The following is a 19,224-nucleotide window of genomic DNA, read 5'->3' as shown; positions in this document are numbered from 1 at the left end:
AATTATTGCAGCATCGCTACAGGATTGATCGCGCGGCCCTTTTTGCGAATTTCGAAATGCAACTGGCTGCGCGTCACGCTCCCCGAAGATCCGGCATAGGCGATGACCTCGCCCTTTTTAACCGCATCGCCCTTGGCAACCTCAGCCCGCTCCGTATGGCCATAGGCGGTGACATAGCCGTCCGCATGGGACACCAGGATGAGGTTCCCGAAGGAGCGCATTTCATTTCCAACATAGGAAACCACTCCATTTTCCGCCGCGCGGATGGGCGTCCCCTCCTTCACGGCGATATTGAGACCGTCATTGTGAAAACCGGTCTTCTTTTTGCCAAAGCCGGAAATAATCTGACCCTTCACTGGCCAGCTGAAGGATTTACCGCTCCGTTTGGGCGGCGCTTTCGTTGTATATTGGCGCGTCGGTACGGGCGGAATATCCAGCTTCGCCATCTGATAGCTGGGTTCAGACTTGGCCGGTGCCGGAGTTGCCTTCGGAACTGATTTAGGCGCTGCGGCCTTAGTCGTCATGACCGCCGGGGTCGCCTTTGGCGACGCTTGCGGGGCGGAAACGACCTGCGGCAGGGAATTGATCACGACCCGTTTCACGGGTTGCGTCGACGTATTTATAGCAGCAGGTTTTGGTGCGGGCCAAGCGGACATATCGGCGGAGGCAACCCGAACCTCCCCCTTTGTCTTCAGTGGAATTTTCAATTTCGTTCCCGGCATCAGCGTATAAGGCGCATCGAGAAAGTTAAAATGCGCCACTTCCGACATTTCCACATCATACACACGAGAGATTGCGTAAAGGGTTTCCCCCGGCCGCACAGAATGAGTATGGAACGCGGGCACTTTCAATTGCTGACCGGGGTAAATCAAGTATGGATCACGCATATTATTCATGGCGATCACCGATTTGACCGGCACATTGCTGCGCGCCGCCAGCTTAGAGAGCGTATCCCCGCCGCGCACGGTCACATACTGGTAGGAAAGATCCTGATAATAGGGCGAGAAATCAGCAGGCATAACGACTTTGGCGGTCACCAGCTGCGGTTTCGGCGCACGCACGATCTTGGCGCTTTTGTAGCGCGGAAGATAGTCGTCATAAAGGCAGCCCGCCAACATCGGGAGCAGCAGGCTTACGCAGGCAACGCGACTGAAAAAAGATACATACCTCGCCATAATGCTCCAATATTAAGCATATTTGGCTCCGAATCACAACAAATTTAACCACATACAAGATGTAGTGTTAATTTAAGATTATTCAGCAACCCCTTGAACCATGGGAACGAATCGAACAGGCAACATGACCTCTTCCGAGACATTGCCCTGCTGGTCCTTAATTAACCGCAAGATATGCTGGTTTGCGGAATCCCGTCCCACCGGGAGCACCATAACCCCATCTGGCCCGAGTTGATCAAGCAAGGCCTCGGGCACTTCTTCCGCTGCGGCGGTTACGATAATCCGATCAAAAGGCGCCTGCTCCGGCCAGCCCTTATATCCATCACCGAGCCGCGTGGTAATATTGGTGATTTTGAGTTCCTCGAATACAGCCTCCGCCTGCTCCAGCAGGTTTCGGTACCGTTCGATTGAATAGACACGACGGCACAGGCGGGCAAGGATCGCCGTCTGGTATCCGGATCCGGTCCCGATTTCCAGTACCTTGCGCCGTTTGTCGAGGTTAAGCAACTGGGTCATATAGGCAACCACATAGGGTTGACTGATAGTTTGGCCACTGGCGATGGGAAGGGCAATATTCTCATACGCCCGGTCCCGGAAGGTCTTCGGCACGAAAGCATCGCGCGATACCCGCTCAATCGCCGAGAGGACCTCCGTATTGCTGATCCCCTGCCGACGAAGTTCCATAATCAGGCGGATTTTCTGGGCAGGATTGTCAATCACGCAAATGCCTTCTTGATCTTGTCGGCAAGTGCAACTTTCGTCAGGTTCAGCTTGAGCGGTGTGACGGAAACTTTTTTGTTGATAACGGCCCATAGATCTGTGCCCTTCGGCGGGTCGCCGAGTGATGGCCGATAGCCAAGCCAAAAATATTCACGGCCGCGCGCATCGACCCGGTCATCAATGGAAAGATTGGATAAATCGCGTTTTCCTTGCCGCGTTACATCAATGCCCTCAACCTCTTCGGTTGTGATAGCGGGAAAGTTGATGTTGATCAGGACGTCCGGACCCCATTCCAACTTGATCAGCTTGCGAATAATATCAGGCGCAAGTTCGGCTGCCGTATCCCAATGGAAGATATCACTCCCGAGAATGCACTGGCTGATCGCGATAGAAGGAACACCCAGAAGGCACCCTTCACTTGCCGCCGCGACCGTGCCCGAATAGAGGACATCTTCGCCAAGATTGCCGCCCCGGTTGACGCCGGAAAGGATCAAGTCAGGGCGTTTATCCTTGAACAGATAATTCATCGCCATCATAACGCAGTCCGTCGGTGTCCCCTCTACCGAGTATTCCCGGTCACTGTATTTATTAATACGGATGGGGTCATGCAGGGTAAGAGACCGCGAGGCGCCGCTCTGTTCTTTTTCGGGGGCGACTACATAGATATCATCAGACAGTTCAGCCGCAATTCGCCGAAGGGTTTCCATTCCGGGTGCGTTATACCCGTCATCATTACTCAGTAAAATTCGCAAAATCTTTAATCCTTGTTCTTCTTGGTTTTAGGCCCGGATTTCCGTCACTCCGCCCATATAAGGCACGAGTACTTCCGGTATCTTGATTGATCCATCCGCCTGTTGATAGTTTTCCATCACCGCGATCAACGTCCGCCCAACAGCAAGGCCGGAGCCATTTAGCGTATGTACGAATTGCGTTCCCTTCTCTCCTTCGGGACGATAGCGTGCCTTCATACGGCGAGCCTGGAAATCGCCGCAGGTTGAGCAGCTTGAAATCTCCCGGTAGCTATCCTGCCCCGGCAGCCAGACTTCAATGTCATATGTCTTGCGCGCGCCGAAACCGGTATCGCCGCTACAGAGCATGACAACCCGGTACGGCAGGTCGAGGCGCTTGAGGATATCTTCTGCGCAAGCCGTCATACGCTCATGCTCGTCGTCAGACTGCTCCGGCGTGGTGATTGAGACCATTTCGACCTTCGCGAACTGATGCTGGCGCAGCATGCCGGCGGTATCCTTGCCCGCAGATCCCGCCTCGGACCGGAAGCAGAGTGTATGGGCGGTAAAACGCTTCGGCAGTTCATCTTCACTCAGGATGCTCTCGCGCACGAGGTTGGTCAACGGCACTTCCGAAGTCGGGATCATATATTGATCCTCCCCCGTCCTGTACGCATCTTCTGCAAACTTCGGGAGCTGCCCGGTGCCAAACATGGCATCTGCTCGCACCATCACCGGCGGGGAGACTTCAAGATAGCCTTTTTCCAGCGTATGCACATCAACCATAAAGGCCGCCAACGCCCGTTCCAGCCGGGCAATCTGGCCGCTGGTGACAACGAAGCGCGAGCCGGAGAGTTTCGCCGCCGTCTCGAAATCCATCATGCCAAGGGCTTCGCCAAGCTCGTAATGCTCTTTCGGCTCAAAATCAAAAGCCGAAATATCGCCGACACGGCGAAGCTCGACATTGTCGTCCTCACTCGCGCCATCCGGCACTTCGTCTTTCATGATATTGGGCAGACCAGCAAGCGCCGCATCAAGCTCCGCCTGCAGGTCGCGTTCCTGCGTCTCCAGATCCTGCGCAGCCCCCTTAAGATCGGCTACTTCACGGATCAGCGGTTCTGCATCTGCGCCGGACGCTTTCGCTTTGCCGATTTCCTTCGCGGCGGCATTGCGCCGGGCCTGAACTTCCTGAACTTCCGTTTGAATTTTCCGCTTGTCCGCGTCCAATTTTAGCAATTCACCGGACTGCGGTGGCAGGCCGCGCCGCTTCATAGCCGCGTCAAAAGCTTCCGGATTTTCCCTGATCCATTTTAAATCGAGCATTGATACGTCATTTCAGTTTCTGAAGGATGGATGTTCTGTGTATAAGGGCGTGGTCGCCCGACGTCCAGAGGGCTTTGCGCCGTCTTTCAAATTTATCTCAAAAATGTGGTGACCAGCCCACAGGCGACGATGAAAGATCAGTCTTCGTCTTCCAATGCTTCCCGTGCTTCGCGTTTTTTCTCGACCATACGGACGCTGACGATTGAAATTGCGTAGAGGACGATGATCGGGATGGCGAGGGTGATCTGGCTCAAGGGATCGGGCGGTGTCAGGATTGCCGCCGCGATAAAGGCAAAAACGATAGAATATTTGAATTTCGCCTTCAGCCCCGCAGAAGAGACAATGCCAACACGCCCAAGCAGCGTCAGCAAAACCGGAAGCTGGAAGCAAAGACCAAAGGCGAAGATCAGCTTCATGGAGAGGCTGAGATACTCGCTGACCCGCGTCTCCGACTGGATCGGCAGGGCCATCGGCTCGGACGGCGTGGGCAGGTAATTCACCATTGTCGGGTAATGCTCGACAATTGCGGCAACAGCCCGCGCATAGAGGCTGGCCTGGCCGTTACTTTCAAAGCTGAGCAGGAATTTCCACGCCAGTGGCATAACAATTTCATAGGCTAATGCGCCACCTAAGAAAAACAGGATCGGCGTCACCACAAGAAAGGGCAGAAACGCGCTCTTTTCATTCTTGTAAAGGCCTGGTGCCACAAAAATCCAGATCTGAGTTGCAATAATCGGGAAAGAGACAAACATCGCCGTGAAGAAGGCAATCTTGATATAAGTGAAGAAGGCCTCGTGCAGGCCGGTGAAAATCATCCGGCGGCCTTCGATATCATCGCCCATCGCCTCCACTAACGGTCGGACGAGAAAGGCAAACAGATCCTCCGCCACGACGTAGCAAAGGATAAACGCGACGAGAAGCGCAATGACCGAGTAAACCAGCCGATTGCGGAACTCGATCAGATGCTCCATCAGGGGAGCCTTGCTCTCGTCAATCTCCGTTTCGTTCACGACGCTTTGGTTTCCGATTTAGGCACTGGCGGAGCATCCGCTGTCTTGACAGGGGCAGGCTCAGCGGGTTTGGCGGGGGCGGGCTTCTCTGCGACCGATGGTGCGTCGGCCTTGGCGGGGCTTTGCGTCCCCTCCCCGCTTTTTACTGGAGGGGCAGAATAGTTATTGGCGCTGTCGCGCGGATCACGGATCTGCGGCTTGATATCGTTGAACATATTCTCTTTGGAACCGGTTGGGTCGACTGCATCCTCGATCTGCTTCTTGATATTGAAATCCGTCCCCTTCTGAATATCCTTCTTGATTTCATCCAGTTCCGTCTCCCGGGCAAGATCATCGATGCCGGACTGAAAGTCCCGCGCCATGGAGCGGGCCTTACGAACATATTTTCCGATGGTCGAGATTGCCTTTGGCAGGTCTTTTGGTCCGATGACCAGCACAGCGATCACCAGCACAAAGGCCATTTCTGTCCAGCCAATATCAAACATGGCTATTCACTTCGTCCAGGTTGAAGGGTTTCACGAATGAGGCCGCGTAAGGCTTAGCCTTGCGCCGCCTTGTCCTTGCTATCGGCCTTGTCATTATTGCTGGCGGATTCAAGCACTTCAGGCTTGCTCTCCTCAGCCTTCTCCGGCTTGTCGTCTTCGTTCATCCCGCTTTTGAAATTCTTGATGCCCTTTGCCAGATCACCGGCAACGCGCGGCAGCTTGCCGGCACCAAAAATAATGAGCACGATGACAAGAATTAGAATAATTTGCCACGGACCAATACTCATGTTCTATGCTCCTGTTCTCATCTCGAGAATATCTTAAATCTATATGACGACCGCAAACACCGAAAAGTTTCCAACCCTGGACTTTTTCAAGGAACTCTGCGGCTCTCCCTTCGTTTTATATAAAGGTCTATAGGCGTTTATACGACATTTAATTTGCGTTTGATATGTGTTTATCGACGTATGTGCCATTTCCAGGCTCCGGAAAAATGAAAACGCCGCCTAAATTTAGCGAGAAAGAGCAGCTTTCCCCCACCTTCGGCTGATACATCGACGCGACGCGCGCAGTCGCCCGAAAACCGCTCTCAAACTGGATGTCGATCAGACTATAGGCCCCAAGATTACGCGATAGCACCACTTTCCCCGTCGGCGCGTTAACGTCGACCACGGGCAGGAATCGGATCGCCTCCGGGCGGATCAGGATCTCGGCCGCCTTGTCACCTGTCGCAGCAGCAGTAATGGGTATCGGCCCGAGGTCAGTTTCGAAAAAATCACCATTCCGGCGCGCCGGAACCCGGTTCACATCGCCGAGGAAGGACGCTACAAACGCATCAACCGGACGATTATAAAGCTCACCGCCGGGACCTTGCTGCACGATTTTACCAGCGCGCATCAACACAATTTCGTCAGCCATGCGCAAAGCTTCTTCTGGATCATGGGTGACCATCAACACGGTCGTGCCCATTTCCTTCAAGAGGGCCAGCGTCTCATCCCGCACCCGATTACGCAAAACTGCGTCGAGGCCGGAGAATGGCTCATCCATCAGCATGATACGAGGGCTTGGGGCGAGTGCCCGGGCAAGCGCCACGCGCTGCTGCTCCCCACCGGAGAGCATATGCGGGTATTTCTGTGCCGAGGACGCCATGCCGACGGTCTTCAACATCGCATGCGCCCGCGCGCGCCTTTCCTCCCCGCTGAGGTACGAGAGGCCGAATGCAACATTATCCGCCACAGTCAGATGCGGAAACAGGGCGTAATCCTGAAACATCAGCCCGACGCGGCGATCCTCGGGCCCGACAAAGACGCGGTCATCGGCCATCACCTCGCCTTCAATGCTGATTTCACCGCTCATCGGGCTTTCAAGCCCCGCGGCAAGGCGTAACGTCGTCGATTTACCGCAGCCTGACGGCCCGAGCAGGCAGACAAGCTTGCCCGCCCCCACTTCCAGATGCTCGATATCGACGGAATTTACCCCGTCATACTGATGACGGACATTCCTGAAAACCAGATTACTCATCAAAAATCGTTTCTCGAAGCTGTATGCTGTCCCGGCCGGGATTTAGCGATTGCCCGGCTGAGGATAATAACCGGCAGGATACCGACAATAACTATGGCCAACGATGGTCCCGCCGCATCGGCAAGCCGCTCGTCACTCGCCATTTCATAAGCACGGATCGCCAATGTGTCAAAGCCAAAGGGCCGCAAAACGAGGGTCGCCGGTAACTCCTTCATCACATCAACAAAGACAAGCAGGACCGCCGTCATCAGGCTGCCCGAAATTATCGGGACATGCACCCGGATCATCTTTTTCAGTCCCGTAACACCGAGGGTTCGTGCGGCACGATCCATATTGGGCGTAACTGTATCCACCCCGGCCTCCACCGTATTGAGGGAAATTGCAAGGAACCGCACAATATAGGCAAACAAGAGCGCAACCATGGTGCCACTTAAAATCAACCCGGTCGAGATACCAAACGCGTCACGCATCCAGCTATCGACCGCGTTATCGACAAATCCGAAGGGGAGCATGATCCCGACGGCGAGCACAGGGCCTGGCACCGCGTAGCCCATTGAGGCAACGCGCAGCGCCCCCTGCTCCAGCCGGGACGGCGCACGGCTTTCCCGCCGCAGACCGTAGATCAAGAACAATGCGAGCAATAGCGACAGCCCCGCCGCGATCAGGGCCACGGTCACGCTGTTCAGCACCAACTGCGGAAAATGGGCGTTAAAGGCGCTGCTGGAATGCGATATACTGTCTTTCAGGAGCCATCCGGTCGGCAGTAGAAAGCCGAGAATAATCGGAAGCGCGCAGGCCAGCATGGCAAACCCTTGCCGCCCCTTGGGGAGAGAATAGCGGGTGATTTTCTGATATCGCCCGGTCGTGTGATGGAATTTCCGTTTTCCCCGATTAAATCGCTCGATCAGGATCAGGGTAAAGACAAAGAGCATCAGGATCGCCGCGAGTTGCGCCGCTGCCGCCGGCTCCCCCAGGCCAAACCAGGTCCGGTAGATGCCGGTGGTAAAGGTATCAACGGCGAAATACTCAACAGTGCCGAAATCACTCAACGTCTCCATCAGCGCCAACGCAAGGCCTGTGACAATGGCCGGACGGGCGAGCGGAAGCGCAATCGAGAAGAAACCGCGCCACGGCCCGCGCCCCAATGTCCGCCCCACTTCCAGCGCACAGATCGATTGCTCCAGAAAGGCTGCGCGGCTGACCAGATAGACATATGGATAGAGCACAAGACCGAGCATGGTGATGGCACCACCAAGGCTCCGGATCGACGGGAACCAGTAATCTGCCCGGCTCCAGCCAAACGTCTCACGGAGTGCTGTCTGGATAGGCCCCGCAAAATCGAACATGCCGGTATAAGTATAGGCAATGATATAGGCGGGCATGGCAAGCGGCAGGAACAGTGCCCATGAGAATATCCTTCGCCCTGGAAATTCACACATGGTGACCAGCCAAGCTGTCCCCACTCCGATCACTAACACCATGGCCGCAACGCCGAGCGTCAACAGGAGCGTGTTATAGAGATAGGTCGGCAGAACCGTACTGGCGAGATGAGCCCATATGTCCTGCGCGGGCACAAAGACATAGCCGAGGACAGCTAGTACCGGGATCGACAGGATGAGCGCAATCAGCAACACAAAGCCCGTCGCAAGGGACGCGCCCTTGCGCCGCCGCCCCTGCCGCGCAAGCGGTTGCTGATTTTCAAACTCCAGTACTGCCAATGATATCCCTCATTCCAGTTCACGCGAAGGGGCTTATCTAAGCCACCCGGCGCAATCGGTAAATAATAATCATTTGCAAGGGATAAGAAAAGGCGGATGTTAGCGGCAAATCGCCGCGTTTTGCCGTATCAGCCGACCGAAACGGGTCTGAACCTCAAATGTTCAACAGAATCTCGCCAAGTTCATCCGGCATTGAGGCAAAAGGCGAGTGACTGCTTTCGAGGGTATGGACGGTTGTTTTCGACCGCACGTTGGCATCAACGGCCTGGATCATAAACCGCTGCCGATAAATGGGAATCGCGTTATCTTCCAAACATTCAATGTAATGTCTCGGAACAGTTCCGAAATTCCCAGCCGTAATGGGTGACGGCTCTATCCGCACCCCTGCCGGTTCGTCGCAATGCAGGCTTTTACTCACTCTATCAAACGTCTCCTGATCGACATCGCCATAGAAACATTCCTTCATCCGCGCGCGATAGCCTTCGTCCTCACTTCTGGTATTCAGGCGCATCGCCCCAACAACAGACGGATTTGCACATATCAGGGACGGGAGCATTTCATCCGGTTTCGCGTCGCGTTTCGATACTTCCAGTGCGGACATTCCGTTCGGAAGCATCATGGCCGTTAAATAAACTACCGCTCCGATTTCCTCTGGAATTTCTTCTGCCACATGCGACACCGTCAAGCCGCCAAGCGAATGCCCAACCAGAATGGTCTTGCCGCCGGTTTGGCTATTGATGTCGCGAACCACCTTGATAACGGCATCTGTTCGTTCCCGTTGCGTGACATCTGCATTTGGAGAAGGTTCCGTTGCAAAAGCGTCGGCGTCGAAAGGTCGCCGTGTCAGCGAGGCCGGTTCGGACGCATTTGGCCCGGCCCCCGGTAAATCAACTGCCTGCACGAGATGCCCTTGCCTTTCAAGGCGAGGCTTTATTTCGGCCCATGTCTCACTGTTATGCCAAGCCCCATGAATAAAGACATATCCCTTGCGTGTTGACATCCCCACTCCCTCGTTTTGTCGCCTTGTGATGGCTTGTTCTTGTTATTCGTGATGGCGACGATGCCCGCCTAGAGTTCCTCTTCCTCCGGATCCTCAACTTCATCCAGTTCTTCGCCTGGGTGGGCAAGATCGTTGAAAATACCAGTGGGCTCCGTACTCAAAAGCCCCGCAGCTTTCATCTCGTCAAAGCCCGGAAGGTCCTTGATATCGTCAAGTCCGAAATGAATAAGAAAATCTTCTGTCACGCCGTAGGTGACCGGCCGCCCCGGCGTACGGCGGCGGCCACGCGGGCGTATCCAGCCCGCATCGAACAACACATCCATGGTGCCACGACTGAGGCCAACTCCGCGAATTTCCTCAATCTCGGCGCGGGTCGCTGGTTGATGATAGGCGATAATCGCCAATGTCTCCAACGCGGCGCGGCTGAGACGGCGGGTTGTCTCTCGTTCCTCCTCCAGCAACCAGGAAAGATCCGGTGCCGTCAAGAAAGTCCATTTCCCGGCGAGACGAGTGAGGTTAACGCCTTTATGGCGGTATTGCTCCTCAATTGTCGAAAGGATAGCCGGAATATCCGCGCCGTCGGGCAGACGTTCAGCCAGCGCTGCCTCGTCCAGCGGTTCTTTCGAAGCGAACAATAACGCCTCCGCCATTCTGACATGCTCGGGATCGAGACTCATTTCTCGCTCTTCCTCTTTTTCACCTGAATAGGGCCGAACGTTGCGCCCTGTCGCAACTCCAATTGCCCCTCTTTCGCCATCTGCAGACTTGCCAGCAAGGTCGAGGCCTGAGCCGAACGGCGACTGAAAGGATCTGAGATATTTTCTGGCAGATAGGCCATCAAATCCGTCCATTCCGGCAGCGTGCCGAGCATCTTTTCAAGCCGATCCAGCGCTTCCTCCACCGAGAAGACGGCGTCCCGCATCAGCCGGAGTGGGTTGATAATGCCCTTGCGTTCCTTCTGTGCAGCATAGGCCTGCAACAACTCACGCAGCGTACATTCATATTTCGAATGGCGGGTGATCCGGATGGCTTCCGGACGGCCCCGCTGCAACTGATCCCGCCCAACAACCGTGCCGTTCATCAGCTTTTCCGCCGCCTCTCGCATCGCCTCCAGCTTTTTCAATAGAAAGGCGAGCCGGTCGGCCAGTTCCTCCCCGCTTGGGCCATCATCCTCTTCCGCCGGGAGAAGCAGACGCGATTTCAGATAGGCTAGCCAGGCCGCCATGACCAGATAATCTGCCGCCACCTCAAGCCGTAGCGCGCGGGCCTGCTCGATAAAGGCGAGATATTGCTCGGCCAGTTGCAAAATGGAAATTTTAAGGAGATCGACCTTCTGGTCCCGCGCCAGCACAAGCAACACATCCAGCGGACCTTCGTAGCCGTCGAGATCGACTAGCAGCGCATGAGTGGGAAGCGGGATAACATCGGGGTTTTTCTGTCCCGCATCGTCGAAGGATCCCTTATCCACGGCGCGCCGCCTCTATTGCAAATTGTGAGCCTGTCAGCATTGCAAAAGCCTATCCCAGACCGGCCAGATTGGCAATCAGATTGACCACATAGCTGATGGGCCCGGTGAACAGCCAGTTCAGCAAATCGACCTCCATGCCGAGCTGACGCGTGATCATGGGAAGAAGAAAAATCACGCCGATCAGGATGAAGAAGCCATAGCGTTCCAGCCGGGCGAGTGGCAGGGCAAGACTATCCGGCAGGATTCCAACCGCGACCCGCCCGCCATCGAGCGGCGGCAGCGGAAGTAGGTTAAAAACGCCCAATACAACATTGAGAATAATACCATTTTTACAGTTATGTGCGAGCCATTGAGCGACTTCTCCCGGAAAAAGCGGCAGAAGATGAATCCCAAGTGCAAAGAGGAAGGCGAGCAGAAAATTCATCCCCGGCCCGGCCAGCGCCACCCAGATCATATCACGGCGTGGATTACCCAAGCGGCCGAAGTTCACCGGCACCGGCTTCGCATAACCAAACAGGAACGGAGCCTTGATCAACAACAGGAATCCCGGAATGATGATCGTTCCCATAAGATCGATATGTTTGAATGGATTGAAAGTCACCCGTCCCTGCCGCTTCGCCGTATCATCGCCGAGTTTCCAGGCAACAAAGCCATGCGCAGCCTCATGCAGAGTGATGGCGGTAAGCGCCGGGATAATCCAGACAGAAATCTGGTAGAGAATATTGCCAAAATCCATCAGGCGGCGTCCGTTTCAAAAAGTTTGTTTAGCTGTGCTAGGTCCGCCATTGCATCTAACTTGTCAGGTGCGTGATCGAACACACGGTTGCCAAGGGCAATGCGAGTTTGCGTTTCCTCCGTCAAAGGCGGGCAAACGGCCGCGACGTCCTGCATTTCCGCGAGTACGCCCGAACAATGCAGCACGATATCCACTCCGGCCTCCAGCGCGGCAGTAGCCCGTTCTGGCAGACTGCCCGACAGAGCCTCCATATTGAGGTCATCGGTTAGCAACAGGCCATTGAAACCTATCTCGCCCCGGATAATATCCTTGATAATCTTCGCTGACTGGGTCGCAGGATGGTCCGCGTCAATGGCCTCAAACACGATATGGCTGGTCATTCCCCACGGTAACACAGAGAGCGCCTTGAAAGGGAGGAAATCGGTTTCCTGCAAAGTCTCCGGTGCTGTCTCGACATGGGGTAGCGTGTGGTGACTATCCACCGTTGCGCGGCCATGGCCCGGCATATGCTTGATCACCGGAATGATCCCGGCGGTCAGCATTTCTTCCGCGACTACCGCACCGAGGCGGGCAACAACTTGCGGATCCTCCGCAAAAGCGCGGTTCCCGATAGCATCCACCGTTTCCGGCAGGGAAAGATCTAGACAAGGCGTGCAATCAACAGTGATCCCCGCATCTTGCAAGTCCGCCGCGATCAACCGCGTCGTAAGGCGCAGGGTCTCAATCGCCTTCTCCGGGTTGTTCTGATAGAGTTCGCCGAAATACCCAAAGGGCTTCGCCTCGAACCAGTGGGGGCCGCGCAAGCGCTGCACCCGCCCCCCTTCTTGATCGATCAGGACCGGCGCATCGGGTCGGCCAACCGCCGTACGCAGGGCTTTCACCAGTTTCCTGAGCTGTTTCGGCGTTTCCACATTGCGGGCAAAAAGGATAAATCCGAAAGGCTGCTCCGCCTTGAAAAATTTCTTCTCCGCCGCGGAAAGTTTAGTCCCCTCGCAGCCAAAAATGACAGAGCGGCATTTTGATAGATCAGCCGCTGACAACGAGACAATCCTGCTTTTGCGCCTTTAAATCATTACAGAGCTTGTTCGCACTATCCCGGCTGCCATAAGCCCCGAGTTGCAGACGGTAATATGTGCCTTTGTCCTTCACATCGACATCCTGCACCCGATAGCTAAGGCCGGAGAGAAGTGATTTATGCTTGGAAGAAAGCATTGACCATTGTTTCTCCGCCGCGTCGGCAGAGCGAAAAGAGCCAACCTGCACCCGATAGCGAGGGCCGCTTGCTTTAGGCTCCTCAACCTTTTTAGGAACCGGAGCGGCCACCACTTCGACCTTTTTCTCTTCCACTTCAGGGGCAACTTTCTCGACAACAACTTCCGGCTTTTTGACCGCAACTGTCGCGCTCTCGCTTGCTCCTGACGTGTTCGCCGCCTTCGATGCTGCCTCCGCTGCCGACGGAGCGTCTTTCGTCGCCTTCTCGATCAGGGTTTCAAGCTTACTGTCGTCGGCGGCCTTTTCCGCCGTACTCACCGCGGCATCGGCCGCTTGTTCGGCCACGTCATCCTTGATCGCGTCTTCCGGCGGCGGCATCAGCTTCTCCACCTTTTCCGGCGCATCGCCAGACTGGAGAACGCTGAAAACCTCTTTATCCTGATTGGGAATGTCCATCCCGCCCGGATCGTCGGGCTTGACCTTGACGGGCGATGTGTCGGCGCTAATGATAGGCGGGGCAAGTTGAACGCCTTTTTTTACGCCCTGATCATAGGCGTACCAAATACCGACACCGAAACCGCCGACAATCAGAATGGCTAGAATACCGCCGATCCATTTCTTGCGGCTGAAGCGGGGTTCGTCATCACCATCGTAGAAGTCGTCGTCCAGGTAGTCATCTTCGCCAGTCACTTAACCATACTCCCTTACTGTATCAACGCCGAGAAGCCCCACGCCGCCGCTTAAAATTCTGTCGAGCGCGCCCAACAAGCAATGCCGCGCCGATCCCTCCGCCTCCGCCATCAGATAGTTTGACGATATGGGATGCACTCGCTCTACAAGACGGAAAAATAGCAAGGAAAGCTCCTGGAGGAAAGAGGCGAGATAAAAAGCATCTCGCTTACCTAAAGCCTGTTCGAGCGCGAGTGGCCAGTCATTCAGCTGCCGCGCCAGCATCACTTCCTCCGGCAATACTAAAACTGACATATCCACCCCATCACTCACCCCGGTTTCCGCTGCCTCCGCCGTCGCGCCGAGCCGTTGCAGCATCAGGCGGGCGTAAGGTATCGCGAAAACAGGATTATCATAACGCCGGTCTATGGCCAAAATAGGGCTGAACGCGTCGATAAACCCGGGCGGATTGGCCAGAACGGCAAAGCGCGCCTTTGCCTCGGTGCATTTTGCTATTGCCGTGGTATGGGGAAATCCCTCAGCTTCCCGCGCAGGCCTGGTTTCTCGTTCAACATATGCGCCCACCGTTGTTGCGATCCGCGACAAGGCCTCGAAATTCACCTGCTGACGGTAACTCGCAAGATCGACAACTTCTTCCGGCGCTGGAAAAGTGTATTTTTTCGACGCCATCCCCCTAATACCAAATTCCGGCCCTTCTTCAAAAACCGGTATTATATTATTTAACCAGTAAATAATATTGTATTTAAGATTGAGATAGCCATTATCCTCCAGTCGGACATCGGCAATACCGTCCAATTTCTCAAAGGCGTCACGGAGTTTTTGTGAGAGTAAATTAAAGTCAATATTTTCTATTGATTTCAATAATATAAATGAATTTGATGATAAATCACCATAGGACTTTTCTTTCGGTGGTCGTAAGGTTATCTGCCGCCTCAACGCCGCATCGGGAAACTCAACCGTATCAAGGACGGCATTCAGCGCCGCGCGGGCCTGGGTTATATAACTCATGGACATAATACAGATTACTTTTCCGGACCGTCGATTGACAAACAAGCTTAGGATTAATACATCATTTGCTATATAGTCTCTATAACGAAGGCCAGTTGCCTTTGTAAGTTGGGAATTTAAGTACAATGTCTGTCATGGATAATATGGAGCCTCCCGTCAAGTTGTCGGAATCGGCGGCGGAGCGGATCAATGCCATTGTCGAGGAAATGAACTCCGACAAGAAAATGCTGCGTGTCGCAGTTAATGGCGGCGGCTGCTCCGGCTTTCAATACAGCTTCGATCTGGAGGATACGCAAAATCCGGACGATGTGGCGGTCATCAACAAGGGCGCGACCCTGTTGGTGGACCAAATGTCGCTGTTGTATCTCGCTGGATCAGAAATCGATTTCGTCGAGGATATGATCGGTGCGTCATTCCAGATCAAGAACCCCAACGCGACGGCGTCCTGCTCCTGCGGATCGTCATTTGCCATTTGATTGACTCCCTAAAAATGTTAGAAAAAGGGCCCGGCGGAATACCGGGCTTTTTTGTGGGGTAAGAGATGAAGATAGCCAGCTGGAATGTCAATTCGGTGAAAGCCCGCCTGCCGCGGCTTGTCGATTATCTCAAAAACTATGCCCCGGATGTACTCTGCCTGCAGGAATTGAAGGTCATTGACGATGCCTTCCCCCGGCTTGAGGTGGAGGACCTTGGCTATAATGTCGAGACCCATGGCCAGAAGACCTATAATGGAGTGGCGATCCTTTCCAAATCCCCGATCGAGGATGTGATGCGCGGCCTTCCGGGCGATGACGCGGACGAGCAGGCCCGCTATATCGAGGCAACTATCGAGAATGTCCGCATTGCCTCTATCTATCTGCCGAACGGAAATCCAACGGATACGGAGAAATTTCCCTATAAGCTTGGCTGGATGGACCGATTGATAACCCGTGCGAATTACCTCCTCACGCTGGAGGAACCCACTGTGCTTGGCGGTGACTATAACGTCATCCCACAGGATGAGGATTGCTACGATCCTAAAGCCTGGGAAGGCGACGCCCTCACCCGTCCGGAGAGCCGTAACCGCTTCCGCCAGATCCTCAATCTCGGCTACACCGACGCCTATCGCGCCTTTACGAGTGAGGTGAACTACACCTATTGGGACTATCAGCGCGGCGCGTGGCAGAAGGATAACGGCATCCGCATTGATCATCTCCTCCTCTCCCCACAGGCTGCCGACCGAATGACGGAGGTTGGCATCGACAAGGGCCCGCGCGGGCAGGAAAAACCTTCCGACCATACGCCGATCTGGGTCAATCTTGCGGACTAGATCAGAAAAATATTAAGGATTTCCGACTATGCTGCGCCTTTCGATGCCTGAAGAGGTGGGATTATGGGCCGGTATGCAAATATTGAACTGATCACCGAGGCAGAAGCGCGGCAAAACCCAGCGCTCTTGGCCGCAAAAATGTCCTGGAAAAGGCATTTCATCGTCGCGCTGTTCCTCTTGGGCTGGAGCATCGGATTTCCTGCATTCCTTGGGATCAACAGCCTCTTCAACATCGGGGGCTCGCTTTTCAGCCTCCTTTTCGGTGTCTTTATCTGGATCTTTTGCGGCCTCATTGTCCTGACCTGCGCCCTGGTCGGCCTTATCTTTCTTTTTTCCGCCTTCGCCGCCATGCGGCACAGCAACTGGACGCTCCGTGCCACGCCGGAGGGGCTCTATCTCAAGCTTCGCAATTACGGCGATTACCGCTTGAATGCCACCGATCCCATCGTCGCCTTTATTCCGAAGCGGGAGATCCGAGCGCTTCACTTCATGGGGCAGAAAACCCGCATGGTAACCGATCCAGACATCCCGGAGGATAAGCATCTTCACAAGGAAGAATGGCTTGAAATTGCGCTCTATGGGACCGATCTTACCCTGATCGACGACGCCCTTGGAAAAGAACGTACCCGCAAGGGTCCGACATGGATCAAGGGGGTGACCGCGAACGCCAAGGGCGCGGACATCAAGCTAATGGCGGAGACCGGCATCATCCGCGTCGACTGGAATACCCGCAAAACCCGCCTCACCCCTCCCTTGAAGGAGGCCGAAACTATTCTGGACGGGATTTACCTAACGGAAAAGGAGGAAGCCGCGGAGGAAGCCCCGCTCCTTACCCTCTCAAAGGAGCACCAGGAAGATCGCCTGCGCGAGATGGTCCGCCGCGGCGACGCCATCGGTGCCGCCGCGCTCGTGCGTGAAATCCATGGCTTTTCGCTCACCGAAGCGCATCAATATCTGAAGAGTTTGTGAGGGGTGGAAATCCCATCACTGGTTCAATGCCTTATGAAAGTTAGAAAATCTCTCAACCATTTTTTGCATTTCTAGGCAGTTTGCTATCTTGACCACAGCACCTGGCCTCTCGGGTTCACCCAGAAGGCCGTACGCGATCGCAAAGTCAGCATCCTCCCGATAGATGTCCTTATATAGCTTAAGTGCGGTTTCGCTTATGCCTGTATGATGATATTCATTGCATATCTCGCTATAGCGGACAGTCACACCATACATCCAAGCATCCGATTTCTCGTGTAACTTATTGGGCTGCAAGAGAAAAGGACGATTGCCCCTCGAGGGATCATAGAGGCTATCCAGAACCGCCCAGAAAACCTGATCTCCCTCTTCATTTTCAAGGACCAGATTTTCTTCAACCCATAGCGCTCCATAGCATCCGGATATCTCTTGGCTCTGACGATAAAGCTTCAGGCTACCACATATCCTGTCCGGCACCTCGGTCCACCATAACCCCTCACTCTTGCGCATCGTCATCCAGCTTTCGTCATAAAAGGTGGCTATTAGTTTCTTCCTTTCTCCCCCCTCTTCCGTCAGGGAAAAGACAACCCTCTGCCCGTCCCTCGTAACCCCGATAATATTGGCACCCTGGACGAATAGCTTTATTTGTTCCGCATGAAGGAACCGCCCCTCGAATTTGTTTTCCCGCAGGGAGGTCGCGATTTCCTTCAATTTTGCCGTGCTGACCTTATCTGAAATGCCATTCCTGTCCGTATGCTCCTCCCAGCAGGAAGCCAAAAGCGAGATCATCAGAAACACTAGGAAAAACTTCCAGCTGAAGAAATTGACTCTCAAGATATTCGGGCCTTTATCAATACAGCGGACGTATATCGCCCCTAACCAGCCGTGGCTTTTATTGCGCTATAAATTTTCTCAACACCTGCTTTCACTTCTTCGCAATTGTTCAAACCTGTCACAAAATCAAATCCCGTGAAATTGTCGAACTCGGCATAGCCGCGCTTGAAATCTGGATTAGTGGCAAACAGCTGCTTGATAGTGTTAATCATTTGTGGGTCAGCCCCGGACCCGCGAAATTCGCCGCAAATCTGAGTATAGCCGATCAGGCGGCCAATATGATATTCGCCAGGCTCCTTTTCATTGTCGTTCGAATTCTTGCTGGCGCTGTGCTGAGAGCTTGCTGACGGATCATAATCGCCAACCACGCGAAACCGGTAAACCTGCTCGCTCCTGCCATTGATCAAAGCAAATTCCTCATCTTGTTTCGTTACTGTAAAGCAATGGGACTTCGCATTATCAAAATTCTGCAAACGACCGCAAAGCTTGATCAAGCCGGCAATCCACCAGCTTCCCTTGTCGCGCCCGGTTTCCCGTCCGTGTTCGTCATAATAATACGAGAATAAATCGTGCGTATGTTTCCAGTTTGAAAGAGAGAATCCAATTCTTTCTCCTTCTCGAGTAACACCCCGAACGTTCTTCTTAGCTAACAAGGTATTTATTTGGTGCTTGTCTAGAATTTCGCCTCGGTCCATGTCCTGCTCCATCTGTGCAACCATCTTCTTGACCTCTGCATCACTAAAAACAGGGTCACTTTTCTGGGGCGTCTGGCAGGCTAACAAGGGAAAACTGCAAGAAGAATAAAAGAAAACCGCATGACAAATTCCATCACTAAAGCTCGTCAATATAGGAGGCGAATGGCACGCCCTCTTAACGACATTCTTCCTTTTAAGAGATCTGTCTGATATGTCTTAACCGTTACTACACAATTGGATTTTGCACCTTCAAGACGTTCCTGAGGACGTAGGAATTTGCTGGAAACAATTTCCTCTCCATCAATGGTAACTTTCGCATATTTCAGCCATTCTGAAGTCAGATCCTCGCTAATGCCGCTGCTCATGATGTAAAAGCCACAAATTTCAAGTTTTCCGCCATTTTGCAGCCTGCGCATATAGATATCTGTCTTTTCGTCCGCGAAAGTACCATTCGAAGTCAAGGTTATTCTTTGAAAGCCGGGATCATAAGGACGATAACTGATATCGCCGATGGTATCTTTGGTCTCGCATCCGGTCACAATGGCAGAGATAAATAGTATCAATAGACAACGCAGAATCATAATGCTCCCTGTCGAATTGCATAAAACGCGCAAAATTTGCGTCGT

General features: G+C 53.9%; 22 protein-coding genes. 3 read left to right on the top strand and 19 right to left on the bottom strand.

Going from position 1 to position 19,224, the window contains the following annotated elements; translation table 11 throughout:
- Positions 1-2: 2 nt before the first annotated feature.
- From LKE13_RS09310 to LKE13_RS09235, 16 genes are all read right to left on the bottom strand, one after another.
- A complete protein-coding gene (locus LKE13_RS09310; protein ID WP_227950514.1) occupies positions 3-1,175 on the bottom strand; it encodes a LysM peptidoglycan-binding domain-containing M23 family metallopeptidase in 1,173 nt (390 codons plus the stop codon).
- Between the two features lie 78 nt (positions 1,176-1,253).
- The gene (locus LKE13_RS09305) at positions 1,254-1,892 is read right to left on the bottom strand and encodes a protein-L-isoaspartate(D-aspartate) O-methyltransferase (protein WP_415776522.1); all 639 of its coding nucleotides are present in this window, start codon (positions 1,890-1,892) and stop codon (positions 1,254-1,256) included.
- Entirely contained in the window at positions 1,892-2,647 is a 756-nt protein-coding gene (gene surE, locus LKE13_RS09300; RefSeq protein ID WP_227950509.1) for a 5'/3'-nucleotidase SurE, read from the bottom strand. Before surE ends, LKE13_RS09305 begins: the two co-directional genes overlap by 1 nt.
- Before the next feature lie 27 nt (positions 2,648-2,674).
- A complete protein-coding gene (gene serS / locus LKE13_RS09295) occupies positions 2,675-3,946 on the bottom strand; it encodes a serine--tRNA ligase (RefSeq protein WP_227950507.1) in 1,272 nt (423 codons plus the stop codon).
- A 137-nt stretch (positions 3,947-4,083) separates the two neighbouring features.
- Positions 4,084-4,956 (bottom strand): twin-arginine translocase subunit TatC, encoded by an 873-nt coding sequence (tatC, locus tag LKE13_RS09290; RefSeq protein WP_227950505.1) that lies wholly within the window; start codon positions 4,954-4,956, stop codon positions 4,084-4,086.
- The gene (gene tatB, locus LKE13_RS09285) at positions 4,953-5,441 is read right to left on the bottom strand and encodes a Sec-independent protein translocase protein TatB (protein WP_227950503.1); all 489 of its coding nucleotides are present in this window, start codon (positions 5,439-5,441) and stop codon (positions 4,953-4,955) included. Before tatB ends, tatC begins: the two co-directional genes overlap by 4 nt.
- Before the next feature lie 53 nt (positions 5,442-5,494).
- Positions 5,495-5,728: a twin-arginine translocase TatA/TatE family subunit gene (gene tatA / locus LKE13_RS09280; protein ID WP_227950500.1), complete on the bottom strand. Its 234-nt coding sequence runs from the start codon at positions 5,726-5,728 to the stop codon at positions 5,495-5,497.
- 148 nt (positions 5,729-5,876) lie between these two features.
- Entirely contained in the window at positions 5,877-6,962 is a 1,086-nt protein-coding gene (locus LKE13_RS09275; protein WP_227950498.1) for an ABC transporter ATP-binding protein, read from the bottom strand.
- Entirely contained in the window at positions 6,962-8,596 is a 1,635-nt protein-coding gene (locus LKE13_RS09270) for an ABC transporter permease (protein ID WP_415776521.1), read from the bottom strand. The genes LKE13_RS09275 and LKE13_RS09270 overlap by 1 nt, the downstream gene beginning before the upstream one ends.
- A gap of 238 nt (positions 8,597-8,834) precedes the next feature.
- A complete protein-coding gene (locus LKE13_RS09265; protein WP_227950494.1) occupies positions 8,835-9,680 on the bottom strand; it encodes an alpha/beta fold hydrolase in 846 nt (281 codons plus the stop codon).
- Positions 9,681-9,748: 68 nt separating this feature from the next.
- Positions 9,749-10,357 carry an SMC-Scp complex subunit ScpB gene (gene scpB / locus LKE13_RS09260; RefSeq protein WP_227950492.1) on the bottom strand — a complete coding sequence of 203 codons (609 nt, stop codon included), beginning with the start codon at positions 10,355-10,357 and terminating at the stop codon, positions 9,749-9,751.
- Positions 10,354-11,148, bottom strand: coding sequence for a segregation and condensation protein A (locus tag LKE13_RS09255; RefSeq protein WP_227950490.1), 795 nt, complete (start codon positions 11,146-11,148; stop codon positions 10,354-10,356). The genes scpB and LKE13_RS09255 overlap by 4 nt, the downstream gene beginning before the upstream one ends.
- A gap of 49 nt (positions 11,149-11,197) precedes the next feature.
- Positions 11,198-11,884 carry a site-2 protease family protein gene (locus LKE13_RS09250; protein ID WP_227950487.1) on the bottom strand — a complete coding sequence of 229 codons (687 nt, stop codon included), beginning with the start codon at positions 11,882-11,884 and terminating at the stop codon, positions 11,198-11,200.
- Complete coding sequence (gene nagZ, locus LKE13_RS09245) at positions 11,884-12,924, bottom strand: beta-N-acetylhexosaminidase (protein ID WP_227950485.1); 1,041 nt, start codon at positions 12,922-12,924, stop codon at positions 11,884-11,886. The genes LKE13_RS09250 and nagZ overlap by 1 nt, the downstream gene beginning before the upstream one ends.
- Positions 12,911-13,786 carry an SPOR domain-containing protein gene (locus LKE13_RS18765; RefSeq protein WP_227950483.1) on the bottom strand — a complete coding sequence of 292 codons (876 nt, stop codon included), beginning with the start codon at positions 13,784-13,786 and terminating at the stop codon, positions 12,911-12,913. The genes nagZ and LKE13_RS18765 overlap by 14 nt, the downstream gene beginning before the upstream one ends.
- Positions 13,787-14,794 carry a DALR anticodon-binding domain-containing protein gene (locus LKE13_RS09235; protein ID WP_227950481.1) on the bottom strand — a complete coding sequence of 336 codons (1,008 nt, stop codon included), beginning with the start codon at positions 14,792-14,794 and terminating at the stop codon, positions 13,787-13,789. It abuts the gene before it with no gap.
- A gap of 125 nt (positions 14,795-14,919) precedes the next feature.
- Here LKE13_RS09235 and erpA point away from each other — a divergent pair, with 125 nt between their 5' ends.
- The 3 genes from erpA (at position 14,920) to LKE13_RS09220 (ending at position 17,072) form a co-directional block, all read left to right on the top strand.
- Positions 14,920-15,270 (top strand): iron-sulfur cluster insertion protein ErpA, encoded by a 351-nt coding sequence (gene erpA, locus LKE13_RS09230; protein ID WP_227950478.1) that lies wholly within the window; start codon positions 14,920-14,922, stop codon positions 15,268-15,270.
- A gap of 65 nt (positions 15,271-15,335) precedes the next feature.
- Complete coding sequence (gene xth, locus LKE13_RS09225) at positions 15,336-16,103, top strand: exodeoxyribonuclease III (protein ID WP_227950469.1); 768 nt, start codon at positions 15,336-15,338, stop codon at positions 16,101-16,103.
- A gap of 63 nt (positions 16,104-16,166) precedes the next feature.
- A complete protein-coding gene (locus LKE13_RS09220; protein ID WP_227950467.1) occupies positions 16,167-17,072 on the top strand; it encodes a hypothetical protein in 906 nt (301 codons plus the stop codon).
- A gap of 15 nt (positions 17,073-17,087) precedes the next feature.
- Here LKE13_RS09220 and LKE13_RS09215 read toward each other — a convergent pair whose 3' ends face one another.
- The 3 genes from LKE13_RS09215 to LKE13_RS09205 form a co-directional block, all read right to left on the bottom strand.
- Positions 17,088-17,867, bottom strand: a complete 780-nt coding sequence (locus tag LKE13_RS09215) for a hypothetical protein (RefSeq protein ID WP_227950465.1) — start codon at positions 17,865-17,867, stop codon at positions 17,088-17,090.
- A gap of 77 nt (positions 17,868-17,944) precedes the next feature.
- Positions 17,945-18,622, bottom strand: coding sequence for a hypothetical protein (locus LKE13_RS09210; protein ID WP_227950463.1), 678 nt, complete (start codon positions 18,620-18,622; stop codon positions 17,945-17,947).
- Between the two features lie 122 nt (positions 18,623-18,744).
- Positions 18,745-19,179 carry a hypothetical protein gene (locus LKE13_RS09205; RefSeq protein ID WP_227950461.1) on the bottom strand — a complete coding sequence of 145 codons (435 nt, stop codon included), beginning with the start codon at positions 19,177-19,179 and terminating at the stop codon, positions 18,745-18,747.
- Positions 19,180-19,224: the final 45 nt, after the last annotated feature.

Origin of the sequence: Sneathiella sp. HT1-7 (genome assembly GCF_020731145.1) — a bacterium.
In the GTDB taxonomy this organism is placed as follows: Bacteria; Pseudomonadota; Alphaproteobacteria; order Sneathiellales; family Sneathiellaceae; genus Sneathiella.
This window is presented reverse-complemented; position numbering and strand designations above follow the sequence as displayed.

What these genes read in the sequence shown, in the direction of transcription:
- LKE13_RS09310 (WP_227950514.1), bottom strand. Translation starts at nt 1,175, where the DNA reads ATGGCGAGGTATGTATCTTTTTTCAGTCGCGTTGCCTGCGTAAGCCTG.
- serS (WP_227950507.1), bottom strand. Translation starts at nt 3,946, where the DNA reads ATGCTCGATTTAAAATGGATCAGGGAAAATCCGGAAGCTTTTGACGCG.
- tatB (WP_227950503.1), bottom strand. Translation starts at nt 5,441, where the DNA reads ATGTTTGATATTGGCTGGACAGAAATGGCCTTTGTGCTGGTGATCGCT.
- tatA (WP_227950500.1), bottom strand. Translation starts at nt 5,728, where the DNA reads ATGAGTATTGGTCCGTGGCAAATTATTCTAATTCTTGTCATCGTGCTC.
- LKE13_RS09275 (WP_227950498.1), bottom strand. Translation starts at nt 6,962, where the DNA reads ATGAGTAATCTGGTTTTCAGGAATGTCCGTCATCAGTATGACGGGGTA.
- LKE13_RS09265 (WP_227950494.1), bottom strand. Translation starts at nt 9,680, where the DNA reads ATGTCAACACGCAAGGGATATGTCTTTATTCATGGGGCTTGGCATAAC.
- scpB (WP_227950492.1), bottom strand. Translation starts at nt 10,357, where the DNA reads ATGAGTCTCGATCCCGAGCATGTCAGAATGGCGGAGGCGTTATTGTTC.
- LKE13_RS09250 (WP_227950487.1), bottom strand. Translation starts at nt 11,884, where the DNA reads ATGGATTTTGGCAATATTCTCTACCAGATTTCTGTCTGGATTATCCCG.
- LKE13_RS09235 (WP_227950481.1), bottom strand. Translation starts at nt 14,794, where the DNA reads ATGAGTTATATAACCCAGGCCCGCGCGGCGCTGAATGCCGTCCTTGAT.
- erpA (WP_227950478.1), top strand. Translation starts at nt 14,920, where the DNA reads ATGTCTGTCATGGATAATATGGAGCCTCCCGTCAAGTTGTCGGAATCG.
- xth (WP_227950469.1), top strand. Translation starts at nt 15,336, where the DNA reads ATGAAGATAGCCAGCTGGAATGTCAATTCGGTGAAAGCCCGCCTGCCG.
- LKE13_RS09220 (WP_227950467.1), top strand. Translation starts at nt 16,167, where the DNA reads ATGGGCCGGTATGCAAATATTGAACTGATCACCGAGGCAGAAGCGCGG.
- LKE13_RS09210 (WP_227950463.1), bottom strand. Translation starts at nt 18,622, where the DNA reads ATGGTTGCACAGATGGAGCAGGACATGGACCGAGGCGAAATTCTAGAC.
- LKE13_RS09205 (WP_227950461.1), bottom strand. Translation starts at nt 19,179, where the DNA reads ATGATTCTGCGTTGTCTATTGATACTATTTATCTCTGCCATTGTGACC.